Origin of the sequence: Enterobacter sp. BIDMC92 (genome assembly GCF_001030225.1) — a bacterium.
Classification (GTDB): Bacteria; Pseudomonadota; Gammaproteobacteria; order Enterobacterales; family Enterobacteriaceae; genus Enterobacter; species Enterobacter sichuanensis.
The window spans coordinates 4,020,324-4,033,315 of record NZ_KQ087598.1; the positions used below are offsets into that span (position 1 = coordinate 4,020,324).

The 12,992-nt window shown below is 55.2% G+C and carries 14 protein-coding genes; 7 read left to right on the plus strand and 7 right to left on the minus strand.

Going from position 1 to position 12,992, the window contains the following annotated elements:
- Positions 1-28: 28 nt before the first annotated feature.
- Positions 29-1,576 carry a methyl-accepting chemotaxis protein gene (locus tag SP99_RS18760; RefSeq protein ID WP_025759773.1) on the minus strand — a complete coding sequence of 516 codons (1,548 nt, stop codon included), beginning with the start codon at positions 1,574-1,576 and terminating at the stop codon, positions 29-31.
- A gap of 220 nt (positions 1,577-1,796) precedes the next feature.
- Here SP99_RS18760 and SP99_RS18765 point away from each other — a divergent pair, with 220 nt between their 5' ends.
- Positions 1,797-2,837, plus strand: a complete 1,041-nt coding sequence (locus SP99_RS18765; protein WP_047959468.1) for an aldo/keto reductase — start codon at positions 1,797-1,799, stop codon at positions 2,835-2,837.
- Between the two features lie 93 nt (positions 2,838-2,930).
- Here the strand turns inward: SP99_RS18765 and SP99_RS18770 are convergent, their stop codons facing one another.
- Both SP99_RS18770 and SP99_RS18775 read right to left on the minus strand, forming a co-directional pair.
- Positions 2,931-3,419, minus strand: coding sequence for a TIGR00645 family protein (locus SP99_RS18770; protein ID WP_014171606.1), 489 nt, complete (start codon positions 3,417-3,419; stop codon positions 2,931-2,933).
- A gap of 81 nt (positions 3,420-3,500) precedes the next feature.
- Positions 3,501-4,004: an ESA_00282 family adhesion-associated protein gene (locus SP99_RS18775; protein WP_025758470.1), complete on the minus strand. Its 504-nt coding sequence runs from the start codon at positions 4,002-4,004 to the stop codon at positions 3,501-3,503.
- Between the two features lie 103 nt (positions 4,005-4,107).
- On the opposite strand from SP99_RS18775, the gene SP99_RS18780 reads away from it, so the two are divergent.
- Positions 4,108-4,512 (plus strand): hypothetical protein, encoded by a 405-nt coding sequence (locus tag SP99_RS18780; RefSeq protein WP_025758471.1) that lies wholly within the window; start codon positions 4,108-4,110, stop codon positions 4,510-4,512.
- Between the two features lies 1 nt (position 4,513).
- On the plus strand, positions 4,514-4,960 hold the full coding sequence (locus tag SP99_RS18785) for a hypothetical protein (RefSeq protein WP_045285891.1): 447 nt from the start codon (positions 4,514-4,516) through the stop codon (positions 4,958-4,960).
- Here SP99_RS18785 and SP99_RS18790 read toward each other — a convergent pair.
- From SP99_RS18790 to exbB, 3 genes are all read right to left on the minus strand, one after another.
- Positions 4,957-6,150, minus strand: coding sequence for a methyl-accepting chemotaxis protein (locus SP99_RS18790; protein ID WP_231584292.1), 1,194 nt, complete (start codon positions 6,148-6,150; stop codon positions 4,957-4,959). The genes SP99_RS18785 and SP99_RS18790 overlap by 4 nt on opposite strands.
- Before the next feature lie 178 nt (positions 6,151-6,328).
- Positions 6,329-6,754: a TonB system transport protein ExbD gene (gene exbD / locus SP99_RS18795; RefSeq protein ID WP_025758475.1), complete on the minus strand. Its 426-nt coding sequence runs from the start codon at positions 6,752-6,754 to the stop codon at positions 6,329-6,331.
- 4 nt (positions 6,755-6,758) lie between these two features.
- Positions 6,759-7,490 (minus strand): tol-pal system-associated acyl-CoA thioesterase, encoded by a 732-nt coding sequence (gene exbB, locus SP99_RS18800; protein WP_025758477.1) that lies wholly within the window; start codon positions 7,488-7,490, stop codon positions 6,759-6,761.
- A gap of 251 nt (positions 7,491-7,741) precedes the next feature.
- Here exbB and metC point away from each other — a divergent pair, with 251 nt between their 5' ends.
- Both metC and yghB read left to right on the plus strand, forming a co-directional pair.
- On the plus strand, positions 7,742-8,929 hold the full coding sequence (metC, locus tag SP99_RS18805; RefSeq protein ID WP_025758478.1) for a cystathionine beta-lyase: 1,188 nt from the start codon (positions 7,742-7,744) through the stop codon (positions 8,927-8,929).
- A gap of 143 nt (positions 8,930-9,072) precedes the next feature.
- Positions 9,073-9,732, plus strand: coding sequence for a DedA family general envelope maintenance protein YghB (yghB, locus tag SP99_RS18810; RefSeq protein ID WP_025758479.1), 660 nt, complete (start codon positions 9,073-9,075; stop codon positions 9,730-9,732).
- A gap of 48 nt (positions 9,733-9,780) precedes the next feature.
- On the opposite strand, the gene SP99_RS18815 is transcribed toward yghB, so the two are convergent.
- Positions 9,781-10,680 carry an AraC family transcriptional regulator gene (locus SP99_RS18815; protein ID WP_047959469.1) on the minus strand — a complete coding sequence of 300 codons (900 nt, stop codon included), beginning with the start codon at positions 10,678-10,680 and terminating at the stop codon, positions 9,781-9,783.
- 195 nt (positions 10,681-10,875) lie between these two features.
- Here SP99_RS18815 and yqhD point away from each other — a divergent pair, with 195 nt between their 5' ends.
- Together yqhD and dkgA are read left to right on the plus strand one after the other, a co-directional pair.
- Complete coding sequence (yqhD, locus tag SP99_RS18820; protein ID WP_045285895.1) at positions 10,876-12,039, plus strand: alcohol dehydrogenase; 1,164 nt, start codon at positions 10,876-10,878, stop codon at positions 12,037-12,039.
- Between the two features lie 105 nt (positions 12,040-12,144).
- The gene (gene dkgA, locus SP99_RS18825; protein ID WP_047959470.1) at positions 12,145-12,972 is read left to right on the plus strand and encodes a 2,5-didehydrogluconate reductase DkgA; all 828 of its coding nucleotides are present in this window, start codon (positions 12,145-12,147) and stop codon (positions 12,970-12,972) included.
- The last annotated feature ends 20 nt before the right edge of the window (positions 12,973-12,992 follow it).

Sequence of the window (12,992 nt, forward strand, 5' to 3'; positions counted from 1 at the left end):
AAAGGCCGCCCTGTGCGGCCTTTGCGCGTTAAGCCGTCAGGCGGAACTTCTGCACCGAACGCTGAAGATCTTCGGTCTGGCGCTCCAGCGCCGCCGCCGCCGCGGAAACCTCTTCCACCAGCGAGGCGTTTTGCTGGGTAACGCCGTCCATCTGGGTGATGGCGATACCGACCTGAGAAATGCCTTTGCTTTGCTCCTCTGAAGCCGACGCAATCTGCTTCATGATGGTGGTGACCTCTGTCACGTCACGCAAAATCGCATCCATGGTCGTGCCCGTGTCGCTCACCAGCTGCGCCCCCTGCTCCACGCGGGAAACCGAATCGGCAATCAGCCCCTCAATCTCTTTCGCCGCGTTGGCGCTGCGGCTGGCCAGATTGCGGACTTCGCCAGCTACCACGGCAAAACCACGCCCCTGCTCGCCCGCGCGCGCCGCTTCAACCGCGGCGTTAAGCGCCAGGATATTGGTCTGGAAGGCGATGCTGTTAATGACGTTGGTGATTTCCGCAATTTTCTTCGAGCTTTCCGAGATCCCGCTCATGGTGGTGACCACCTCTTCCACCAGCGAGCCGCCGCGGCTGGCGGTGGTCGAGGCCACATCGGCCAGCTGGCTCGCCTGACGCGCGCTTTCGGCGTTCAGTTTCACCGTGGCGGTCAGTTGCTCCATGCTGGCCGCCGTCTCTTCCAGCGCCGCCGCCTGCTCTTCGGTACGCGAAGAGAGATCGTTGTTACCGCTGGAAATCTCCGTCGCCCCACGCCAGATATTCTCACTGCCGGAGCGGATGGTGCTGACCGCTTCGCGCAGGCTGTCCTGCATGGCGCTCAGCAGCGGCACCAGCTGTCCCACACAGTTGCGGCCAAACGGCTCAATGGGCTGGCTGAGATCGCCCTGGGCAATCTGGCGGAACTGCTGGCGAATGCGATCCAGCGGTTTGACCAGCATTGCCACCAGATAACGGTCGGTGAAGAGGAGGATCAGCAGGCCGATAATCGTGGCGACGATAATCACCGTCCGGGTCATGCTGGTCAGGCCGTCCACCACCACACGGGTGCTGTCGAGCGACGTTGCGGCGGCAGTGTTGAATGCCTCAGCCGCCGCACCGAACGCGCGGCTCAGCGGTGGGGTGACATTATTCGCCTGCTGACGATAGCCGTCCAGCGCGCCCTGTTTCGCCTGCTGCATTTGCGGGGTCACCCCCTGTTCGAGCAGCGCCTGCCAGGCGCCAATCACCCGGGATGAGACCTGCTCATCCATCGGGCCTGGGGATATGGCTTTCATCTCGGCCAGTTTCTTGCCCATGTTATCCAGCGCCTGTTGGGCAGAGGCCAGATCCGGCGTGCCGCCTGCGGCTTTGACTTCCATTGCGCGGCTCAGACGGGTCACGAAGCGGAAATACTGATCGTTACCCTGGCTGAGTACCGTCATCTGTTTAACCAACTGGCGGTCCACGTCATTGCCATCGGAAACGCGGGAAAGGGACCAGGTGCTGTACAGCCCAACCCCCGCCCACATTACACAAAAGATCCCGAGGATCGTCAGCATGACGAAACGTATTGTGAAATTACGGAGCATATTCATAAGTCTTCCTTGCCGTGAGGGTGAATTCGCCCAGAGGCGAGTGCTTCTCTCGTTATCGGCAGGAAAGAGGGAAATTATAACGTTTTGTGATCATTTTTAATTAGCGTGGCTTCACTGGTCACACAGCCACCGTTAACCCTTATCTTCGCGAGGAGCGATGTGATAAGTTCAGAATGAAAACGACGTTTCAAAAAAATTATCGATAAGAAAAGGAGACATCATGACCTGGTACCCTGACGCTGCCCGCTATGAAACGATGCTCTACCGCCACTGCGGCAAGAGCGGCCTGCGCCTTCCAGCGCTGTCGCTGGGGCTGTGGCATAGCTTCGGCCACGTACAGCCTCTTGATGCCCAGCGCGCGCTGCTGCGCAAAGCCTTCGACCTCGGCATTACCCATTTCGATCTCGCCAACAACTACGGCCCACCGGCGGGCAGTGCGGAAGAAAATTTTGGCCGTCTGCTGCGTGAGGATTTCGCCGCGTATCGCGACGAGCTGATTATCTCCACCAAGGCGGGTTACGACATGTGGCCGGGCCCTTACGGTTCGGGCGGTTCGCGCAAGTATCTGCTCGCCAGTCTCGACCAAAGCCTGAAGCGGATGGGCGTGGAGTATGTGGACTTTTTCTACTCCCACCGGGTGGATGAAAACACGCCGATGGAAGAGACTGCCGCTGCGCTGGCCCATGCCGTGCAGAGCGGTAAAGCGCTGTACGTCGGGATTTCGTCCTATTCAACCGAGCGCACCCGGAAAATGGCTGACCTGCTTCGCGAGTGGAAAATCCCGCTGCTTATTCATCAGCCCTCCTATAACCTGCTCAACCGCTGGGTCGATCATACTGGCCTGCTGGATACGCTTGAGAAAAACGGGACGGGCTGTATCGCATTTACCCCGCTGGCACAGGGGCTACTCACCGGAAAATACCTGAACGGTATTCCTGACGGTTCACGCATGCAGCGCGAAGGAAACAAAGTACGCGGACTGACGCAGAAGATGCTGACCGAAGCCAATCTGAACAGCCTGCGCTTGCTGAATGAGATGGCGCAGGCGCGCGGTCAGACAATGGCGCAGATGGCGCTGAGCTGGCTGCTGAAAGATGAACGCGTGACGTCCGTACTCATTGGCGCAAGCCGTCCGGAGCAGATAGAGGAGAACGTGCGGGCGCTGGATAATCTGCACTTTAGCCCGGATGAGCTGGAAAGAATTGATCGGCATGTTGCAGATGGGGAGTTGAATCTTTGGCAGGCGTCGTCGGAGAAATAGTGCGGTCTGATGCCCTCACCCCGGCCCTCTCCCACAGGGAGAGGGAGCTAACTATCCCCTCTCCCTGTGGGAGAGGGTTAGGGTGAGGGGTCATTACTTCTTACTGATCTTATCCAGATACCCCATCACAAACGCCGACAGTACAAACGTCAGATGGATAATCACATACCACATCAGTTTGTTATCCGGGACGTTCTTTGCGTCCATAAACACGCGTAACAGGTGGATAGAGGAGATCGCCACAATCGAGGCGGCCACTTTATTCTTCAACGACGAGGCATCCATTTTGCCCAGCCAGTTCAGTTTTTCTTTTCGCTCATCGATATCCAGCTGAGAGACGAAATTTTCATAGCCGGAGAACATCACCATCACCAGCAGTCCACCCACCAGCGTCATGTCCACCAGCGACAGCAGAACCAGAATTAAATCTGCTTCGGCGATGGAAAAAATGTTCGGCAGAACATGCAGGATTTCCTGAAAGAACTTAATCGTCAGCGCGATAAGGGCCAGCGAAAGGCCAAAATAGACGGGGGCCAGTATCCAGCGAGAGGCGTACATGGCGTTTTCAAAAAAGCGTTCCATAAAGTCCTGTTTGCAAAAGAAACCAGCGCCCAGTATAGCTCAACGGCGCTGACTGTTTGCAATAGCTAACCAGAACGTCACTCAGACGTTGTCGGGGTTAACCTCAGGACGGGCATATTCCGGCCAGACCAGTGCCACCAGCTCCGGGTAGGCTTCCAGACTGAACTCACGAAAACACTGGCGCAAATTTAATACGTCCAGGTCGGAATAAGAGACCTTCTCACCGTTAAGGCAGCGCTTTTTGATATTGTCGTAATATTTATACACGGCTGAATTGAGGTCGCTACAGCGACGCTGAGCCTCAAACAGTCCGGGCGTGTCATTAATTTCCGACATTTTCATACGCTTAATTGTTGCGTGTAAAAAATCGATATATTCATGGTTGACCCGCCAGTACCAGACAGGCGTAACAGAGTTCATCAAAACAGAGAAATGGTCTTCACCTTCCTCTTTTGTCATGCGTTCCGGTTGCGGGGGTTCACTGGTGTCGTTCGACACTTTCGTTTTATTGAACTCCTGCATCAATAAAAGAACACCAGCGGTCAGTAATAGTAATGTGATGACCGTAAAAAAGATGCTGTTCATGGGTTGGCTCCATTTTTTTTGATTTTAAATTTGCCTCATGATATTGTCAACGAATCTCACGCCTTTACCAACCCCACCCTGTTGAAATTAAAGGAAATTAAAAATGCTGCCCGACTATCTCGTCCCGGCTAAGTACCACATTACGCCTGTGGAACAGCAACCGATGGAAGCAGAAAAAGAGGCCAGTTTCACTCAGGGGAAAAGAAAGCTCTCTGATTTCGAGCCTGATATATTAATTGGTGTTTCCGACAGCGGCAAATCCCGTAATATGTTGCTGGAAGAGCACGATCGCCATATAAAAGACCGCTTATTTCGTGCCATGAAAATTGAAGCCTTCGTCCATCTACTGAATGACCTGCAGGCCGAAGGTGAAATAGATGCCCAAAAATTAAGCCAGATAATGGCCGAGAAAACCAAAGCAATTAATGAAGCGGGCAATGAAATTTGGCTTAATCTAATTACACGCGAAAAAAACAACCCTATTTTTTATACCCTGGGGGAAGATTAACGTGAAAGAAATTAAGAACAATGACGTTTATTTGACTTTAGATGATAAAAAAAGTGATGAATTTATCTTAAAGCAAAATCTCGATGCGCTGAGAAAATCAAAAAATGACGAGATGACACGTATTACGCAAGACCTGGTCTCGATCCCGGCAGCACTGGTTCGACTGAAATGGCAGAACCGGCGCGATATTTATCCGTTACAGGTAAAGGAAGAGATTTACGGTGCGGTGATGAATGCCATTATCGAACAGCGACCGGAGCTCAAAGAGAAGCTTCTTGGACGCCTTGAAGCCAACTATCAGTATTTGCTTGCCAGAGAAATCGCCACCCTGCGCCTGACGCGCAAACTGGCAGACGGCGAGTACCGCACCTCAAACGTGACCTGCGTTGCGCTTGATGAGGACGCGCTGGCGTCTGGCAGCAGCGCCCCCACCGAACCTCCACGCTAATTAAATCTGAATACGGCAATCGCCTCTTTTAACTGACTTGTCTGCTGCCTCTGTGCTTCAGCCACCTGCAGGGTCTGCGCAACGTGGCGCACATTCTCCTGTACGCTGGCATCAATGCTGGCAATGCTGTCGTTCATTTGTGCGATGCTCGCCCGCTGCTGCTCACTCATCTGTGAGAGCTCTTCCAGCAAAGAGCGAAGCCCTTCGATACTCTCAATGATCGACTTCATCGTTAGCCCCGCGTGCTCAACCTGCTCGACCCCGTGCTGAGTGGTCGCCTGCGCCGCCGTCAGCAGCTGGCGGATCTCTTTTGCGGCCTCTTCGCTACGTTGCGCCAGGACGCGCACTTCGGAGGCGACCACCGCGAAACCTTTGCCATGCTCGCCCGCTCTGGCAGCCTCGACCGAGGCGTTAAGCGACAAAATATTGGTCTGGAAGGCAATGCCGTCGATCAGTTCCAGAATGGCGTAAATACGCTGCGACTCCTCGCGAATCTGCTCCATTGCCGCCATCGCCTGCCGTACGTTATTTCCCCCCTGCTCCGCCACGTGGCTGGTGCTGAATGCCACCTCTCTGACCTGGCTGGCTTTTTCACTGGTCAGGGTGGCGACAGCCCGTAGCTGTTCCATCGCGCTGGCCGCCGTTGCCAGCGAGTTTGCCTGGTGATCGGTACGCTCTGACAGCGCACTGTTACGCTGGCCTAATGTGCGGGAAGCTTCCAGCAACTGGCCAATATTGGCGCTGACCTGCTCAAGCGTGGCGCGCATGGTGCCCAGCGTCAGGCTAAAGGTACGGGCGAAGGGCGACCCGGTGGGCGCGGCATCGACGGCGAGCGTCAGATAACCCGGCTCGCGGTTAATGACCCCGGCGAGTGCGGCCACCTCGCTCGCCGAGCGGGCGTCCTGCTCCATGCGCACCGCCAGCAGGATCAGGATCGCCGTCTGGACTACCACAAACAGGGCGTGAAAAACCACCATATGAAAACCGGTGTGCATAAACACCACCACGCCATACAGGTCGTGTTCCTGCAAATAGTTAAAGACCAGATGGTGTATGGCGATGACCGCAGCCCCCATCAACAGCGGTCGCCAGTCGCGCCAGGTAAGCAGCGCGGAGAGGAGGACAAAAACAGAGAAGTGATATTCGGTTTCCCCGTGCCCCAGATGGATCAGCAGCGCGGAAAAGGCCATCACAACAAAAGATAGCGTTAAATGACGCAGCCGAATATTGATATTTGCTTAACAATCAAGAGATTATTAATGATGGCTTTATTGATAAATAAATATGATGTGTGAGGAGATACAGCAGAAAATAATAACGATTTGGCCTTAGAGAAAACAAAAAAGCCGGCTTTCGCCAGCTTTTATCTTATTTTTTAGCCGCTTTTTCTTCGCCGACCAGTCCAATCTTCAGGTAACCCGCCTGATGCAGCGTGTCCATTACCTTCATCATGGTTTCATAATCAACGGTTTTATCCGCCCTGAAGAAGACCGTGGTATCTTTCTTACCGCCAGTAAGCTGCTCCAGCGCCGGGATGACAGAGTCAGTCGTTACCGGGTCGTTACCGAGGAACATCGATTTATCCGCCTTCACGGACAGATAAACAGGCTTCTCCGGACGCGGCTGTGGCTGGCTGGAAGAGGCCGGCAGATTGACCTTCACGTCAACCGTCGCCAGCGGCGCAGCCACCATGAAGATAATCAGCAGAACCAGCATAACGTCGATAAACGGCGTCACGTTGATTTCATGCATTTCGCCGTTATCGTCCAGGTTTTCGTTTAGACGCATCGCCATCGCATTAACCTACGCGCAGTTTGGACGCCGCATGCACCGGCTTAACCGAGCTGGCATTAAGGTCGAGATCGCGGCTTTGCAGCAGCAGAACCTGCGCGGCAACGTCACCAAGCGTGGCTTTGTAGCTGCCAATCATCCGCGCGAAGATGTTGTAGATAACCACCGCCGGGATGGCCGCTACCAGACCGATTGCCGTCGCCAGCAGCGCTTCTGCGATACCCGGTGCCACCACCGCCAGGTTGGTGGTTTGGGTCTGGGCGATACCGATGAAGCTGTTCATGATGCCCCAGACCGTACCGAAAAGACCGATGAACGGCGAAATTGCGCCGATGGTCGCCAGATACCCGTTACCACGTCCCATATGTCGGCCAACGGCCGCAACGCGACGCTCCAGACGGAAGCCGGTACGCTCTTTGATGCCTTCGTTATCTTCACTGCCAGCGGAGAGTTCCAGCTCGTTTTGCGCTTCGTTAACTAACAGGGTGGTCAGGCTTTTCGCGTGGAAGGATGAGGTCATGTCAGAAGCCTGATCCAGCGAGCGGGCTTCGGCTAACTGCAGCTGCTCCCGCTTGAGGCGACGCTTCTGAGAAATGAGTTCGGCGCTCTTGCTAAAGAAGATAGCCCACGTGATCACGGACGCCAGAATCAGGCCGATCATCACAATCTTAACCACGATGTCAGCATGTTGATACATGCCCCAAACGGAGAGATCCGTCTGCATCAAATTATTACCCACTCTGTATCTCCAGGACGCAAATCACAAAATCTGAGCATAATAATATCAAAACGTCGTCGAATTGATAGTCGTTCTCATTACTATTTACATAGTGCCGCAATTTTTGCTCACTTTCTTTGCGCTTACGCAGTAAAAATTTCTTATGCGGTTTTTTGCTAATATTTTCTGCTTATTCGATAAGCCTCAGGGTGCAGATTTTTACAATCGTGGTAGTCTGGACGTCCAGACGTATAAAAACAGGGTTAGCGAACATGACTAAGAAGCATCTTGATACCACGCTGGTACAGGCAGGACGCAGCAAGAAATATACCCAGGGCTCGGTCAACAGCGTGATTCAACGCGCCTCCTCGCTGGTGTTTGATACCGTGGAGGAGAAAAAAAACGCCACGCGTAACCGCGCGAAAGGCGGGCTGTTTTATGGCCGTCGTGGCACGCTAACCCATTTTTCTCTGCAGGAAGCGATGTGCGAGCTGGAAGGCGGTGCCGGCTGCGCGCTGTTCCCGTGCGGCGCCGCGGCGGTCGCCAATACCATTCTGGCGTTTGTGGAACAGGGCGACCATATCCTGATGACCAACACCGCCTATGAACCCAGCCAGGACTTCTGCACCAAAATCCTCAGCAAGCTCGGCGTCACCACCGGCTGGTTCGATCCGCTAATTGGTGAAGGCATTGCCGAGCTTATTCAGCCAAACACGCGCATTGTGTTCCTGGAATCACCAGGATCGCTCACCATGGAAGTGCACGACGTGCCGGCCATCGTGAAAGCCGTGCGCAGTAAAGCGCCAGAAGCGATTATCATGATCGACAACACCTGGGCGGCTGGTGTGCTGTTTAAGGCGCTGGAATTCGACATTGATATCTCGATTCAGGCGGCAACCAAGTACCTGATTGGCCACTCTGATGGCATGATTGGCACGGCGGTCTCTAACGCCCGCTGCTGGGATCAGCTGCGTGAAAATGCCTACCTGATGGGTCAGATGGTGGATGCCGACACGGCCTATATGACCAGCCGTGGTATTCGCACGCTGGGGGTTCGTCTGCGCCAGCACCATGAAAGCAGCCTGAAAGTGGCCGAATGGCTGGCACAGCACCCGCAGGTTGAGCGCGTTAATCATCCGGCGCTACCAGGCAGTAAGGGACATGAATTCTGGCAACGTGACTTTACGGGCAGCAGCGGTTTGTTCTCGTTCGTTCTGAAAAAACGCCTGACCCATGACGAGCTGGCAAACTATCTGGATAACTTTACCCTCTTCAGCATGGCCTACTCCTGGGGCGGATTTGAGTCCCTGATCCTGCCTAACCAGCCGGAACAGATTGCGGCGCTGCGTCCCGGCGGCGAAGTGGACTTCAGCGGTACCCTGATCCGACTGCACATCGGTTTAGAAAATGTGGACGATTTAATTGCCGATTTAGCAGCAGGGTTCGAGCGTATCGTGTAAAGTGCTGGCTGAAAATGTACTCCCTGGACGCTTTTGTGGACACTGCAACCAGAAAAGTCTGCATGAGATGCGCCCGCGATCAAACCCGACGGGCGAATAAGGGAGTACAATAGCGTTATATCTGCTGTTCCACAGGAAAGTCCATGGCTGTTATTCAAGATATTATCGCGGCGCTCTGGCAACACGACTTTGCCGCGCTGGCGGATCCTCACGTCGTCGGTATCGTCTATTTCGTGATGTTCGCAACGCTGTTCCTGGAAAATGGACTACTGCCAGCCTCATTTTTACCCGGTGACAGCCTGCTTTTACTTGCCGGGGCGTTAATCGGCAAAGGCGTCATGGACTTCACGCCAACCATGGTCATCCTCACTTCCGCCGCGAGTCTGGGCTGCTGGCTGAGCTATCTGCAAGGCCGCTGGCTGGGGAATACACGCGTCGTTAAAAGCTGGCTGGCGCAGTTACCGCATAAATATCATCAGCGTGCGACCTGCATGTTCGATCGGCACGGCCTGCTGGCGTTGCTAGCCGGGCGTTTCCTGGCGTTTGTTCGCACCCTTCTGCCTACCATGGCGGGCATTTCCGGTCTGTCGAACCGCCGCTTCCAGTTCTTCAACTGGCTGAGCGCGCTTTTGTGGGTCGGCGTGGTCACTACGCTCGGTTACGCGCTGAATATGATCCCGTTTGTGAAACACCATGAAGACCAGGTAATGACCTTCCTGATGGTGCTGCCGATGTTCCTGCTGGTGGCGGGACTGGTAGGGACCATCGCGGTGGTGATCAAGAAGAAGTACTGCAGCGCATAATTCAACAAAGCCGGGTGGCGCTATTGCTTACCCGGCCTACATGTCGCGTCAGGCTCCCTGCATCGTTCTGATACGTGACGCATCTTCTCCCGGCGTGACGCCGAAGTAGCGTTTAAATTCCCGACTGAACTGTGACGCGCTCTCATAGCCTACCCGCATTGCCGCCGCGCTGGCCTTCATGCCATCGTGGATCATCAGCATCCGCGCCTTATGCAGCCGGTAGGTTTTGAGGTACTGCAACGGCGAGGTGCTGGTCACCGACTTAAAGTTGTGGTGAAACGCCGAGACGCTCATGTTCGCCTCCGCGGCGAGCTGGTCAACGCTCAGGTTTTCGGTGTACTGGCTCTCAATACGCTTGAGCACGCGGCTTATCAGGCTGAAGTGGGTCTGTCGGCTGACCAGGGCGAGCAACGCCCCACCGCCGGGTCCCAGCAGTACGTGGTAAAGAATTTCGCGGATGATCTGTTTGCCGAGAATGCGCGCATCCAGCGGCCTCTCCATCACGTCCAGCAGACGCTCAATGGCGCAGAGGATCTCTTCCGATAACGTCGCAGAGTTAATCCCGCTCGACGCCATTGACGGCTGGAAAAGTTCGTCTTCGCCAATCTCCATCAGCAACTCCTGCAGCTGAAGGATATCGACATTGACGCGGATCCCCGCCAGCGGAACCGCCTCTGTCGCGAAGGTTTCACATTCAAAGGGTAAAGGTACTGTCAGCAACAGATATTCATTGGCGTCGTAACGGAAGACGCGCTCGTTGATATAGCCAATTTTATGGCCAGAAAAGAGAAAAACGATGCCCGGCTGGTACATCACCGGCGTACGCGTCCCGGGCTGGGTGCCATAAAGCAGGCGAATATCCGGCAGCAGTTCGCTGGCGCGGTTTTCATTATCTATCAATCTCTTAATCTGCGCAGTGAGCTGCTGACAGATAGCCTCACGGTTCATTTTTCGTTACTCCGGGTACGGTTTCCGACGTTGACAGTGTGCGTCGTTTTCCGCGCTTTCTCCAGCGCTCTGTAGAAATGGGCAAGACATCGGCAGGAATGTGCATTGAGAGGATAGCCGCAGGCGACCACAATGTGCAGCATCAGGTTGCCCTCTGCGCCACCACGATTATTCACCCACTAAAGGGAACGAGCCATGAACAACTTTAATCTTCACACCCCAACCCGCATTCTGTTTGGTAAAGACGCTATCGCCGATCTGCGCGCGCAGATCCCGGCTGATGCCCGCGTCCTCGTCACCTACGGTGGCGGCAGCGTGAAAAAAACCGGCGTGCTGGATCAGGTTTACAGCGCGCTGGACGGTCTGGACGTGCGTGAGTTTGGCGGTATTGAGCCAAACCCCTCTTACGAAACGCTGATGAACGCGGTGAAAATCGCCCGCGACGAGAAGGTCACCTTCCTGCTGGCGGTCGGCGGCGGCTCCGTACTGGACGGCACCAAATTTATCGCCGCGGCAGCCCACTACGCAGACGGCGTTGATCCGTGGCACATCCTGGAGACCCGCGGCAGCGACATTAAAAGCGCGATCCCGATGGGCTCGGTGCTGACTCTGCCGGCTACCGGCTCTGAATCCAACAAGGGCGCGGTGATCTCCCGCAAAACCACTGGCGATAAACAGGCCTTTATGAACGAACACGTTCAGCCAGTGTTCGCTATCCTGGATCCGGTTTACACCTACACCCTGCCTGCGCGTCAGGTGGCGAATGGCGTGGTCGATGCCTTTGTGCATACCGTTGAGCAGTACGTCACCTACCCTGTGAACGCCAAAATTCAGGATCGTTTCGCGGAAGGCATTCTGCTGACGCTGATTGAAGAAGGTCCGAAAGCGCTGAAAGAGCCGGAAAACTACGACGTGCGTGCCAACGTGATGTGGGCTGCAACGCAGGCGCTGAATGGCCTGATCGGGGCTGGCGTGCCGCAGGACTGGGCGACCCACATGCTGGGCCACGAGCTGACGGCGATGCACGGTCTGGACCACGCCCAAACGCTGGCCGTTGTTCTGCCTGCGCTGTGGAACGAAAAGCGGGATACCAAACGTGCCAAACTGCTGCAGTACGCCGAGCGCGTGTGGAACATTACCGAGGGCTCTGACGATGCGCGTATTGATGCGGCAATCGACGCGACCCGCAACTTCTTTGAAGGGCTGGGCGTGCCAACGCGTCTGTCTGGCTACGGTCTGGATGGTAGCTCTATCCCTGCCCTGCTGGCGAAACTGGAAGAACACGGTATGACCCATCTGGGCGAACACGGCGACATTACGCTGGACGTGAGCCGTCGTATCTACGAGGCGGCACGCTAAGCGTTTTTGTCCCTCCGACTTTCGTTTTTTGACATTTCGTCCAGACTTAATGCACACCCCATCGCCGGAGTCCCTCTCCGGCGATGCGCACCTGAAGGAGGAAAAATGGCAAACCAAACCGTAATCAAGCTGCAGGACGGCAACGTGATGCCCCAGTTGGGGCTAGGTGTATGGAAAGCCGGTAACGACGAGGTCGTCTCCGCCATTCATAAGGCCCTGGAAGTCGGCTATCGGTCGATTGATACCGCCGCCGCATATAAAAATGAGGACGGCGTGGGTAAGGCTCTGACCAGCGCCGGTGTCCCTCGCGATGAGTTATTTATCACCACGAAACTCTGGAACGACGATCAAAAGCGCCCGCGCGAAGCGCTGCAGGAGAGCCTGGAGAAACTCCAGCTTGATTTCGTCGACCTGTATCTGATGCACTGGCCGGTTCCGGCTATCGACCATTACGTTGACGCCTGGAAAGGGATGATTGAACTGCAGAAAGAGGGGCTGGTGAAAAGCATCGGCGTCTGTAACTTCCAGGTACATCACCTGCAGCGCCTGATAGACGAAACGGGCGTCGCGCCGGTGATTAACCAGATCGAGCTGCACCCGCTGATGCAGCAGCGCCAGCTTCACGCATGGAACGCCACGCACAAAATCCAGACCGAATCCTGGAGCCCACTGGCTCAGGGCGGCGAGGGGGTGTTCGACCAGAAAATTATCCGCGATCTGGCGGATAAATACGGCAAAACCCCGGCGCAGGTTGTCATTCGCTGGCACCTGGACAACGGCCTGGTGGTGATCCCGAAATCGGTCACGCCATCGCGCATCGCCGAGAACTTCGACGTCTGGGATTTCCGCCTGGACAAAGATGAGCTGGGTGAGATTGCGAAGCTGGATAAGGGCAAGCGTTTAGGGCCGGATCCGGATCAGTTTGGCGGGTAATACCTAAAACGAGCCCGATC

Bases quoted from the DNA above. Each gene is read 5' to 3' on its own strand.
- SP99_RS18760 (WP_025759773.1), bottom strand. From the start codon at position 1,576: ATGAATATGCTCCGTAATTTCACAATACGTTTCGTCATGCTGACGATC.
- SP99_RS18765 (WP_047959468.1), top strand. From the start codon at position 1,797: ATGACCTGGTACCCTGACGCTGCCCGCTATGAAACGATGCTCTACCGC.
- SP99_RS18770 (WP_014171606.1), bottom strand. From the start codon at position 3,419: ATGGAACGCTTTTTTGAAAACGCCATGTACGCCTCTCGCTGGATACTG.
- SP99_RS18775 (WP_025758470.1), bottom strand. From the start codon at position 4,004: ATGAACAGCATCTTTTTTACGGTCATCACATTACTATTACTGACCGCT.
- SP99_RS18780 (WP_025758471.1), top strand. From the start codon at position 4,108: ATGCTGCCCGACTATCTCGTCCCGGCTAAGTACCACATTACGCCTGTG.
- SP99_RS18790 (WP_231584292.1), bottom strand. From the start codon at position 6,150: ATGGCCTTTTCCGCGCTGCTGATCCATCTGGGGCACGGGGAAACCGAA.
- exbD (WP_025758475.1), bottom strand. From the start codon at position 6,754: ATGGCGATGCGTCTAAACGAAAACCTGGACGATAACGGCGAAATGCAT.
- metC (WP_025758478.1), top strand. From the start codon at position 7,742: ATGACTAAGAAGCATCTTGATACCACGCTGGTACAGGCAGGACGCAGC.
- yghB (WP_025758479.1), top strand. From the start codon at position 9,073: ATGGCTGTTATTCAAGATATTATCGCGGCGCTCTGGCAACACGACTTT.
- SP99_RS18815 (WP_047959469.1), bottom strand. From the start codon at position 10,680: ATGAACCGTGAGGCTATCTGTCAGCAGCTCACTGCGCAGATTAAGAGA.
- yqhD (WP_045285895.1), top strand. From the start codon at position 10,876: ATGAACAACTTTAATCTTCACACCCCAACCCGCATTCTGTTTGGTAAA.
- dkgA (WP_047959470.1), top strand. From the start codon at position 12,145: ATGGCAAACCAAACCGTAATCAAGCTGCAGGACGGCAACGTGATGCCC.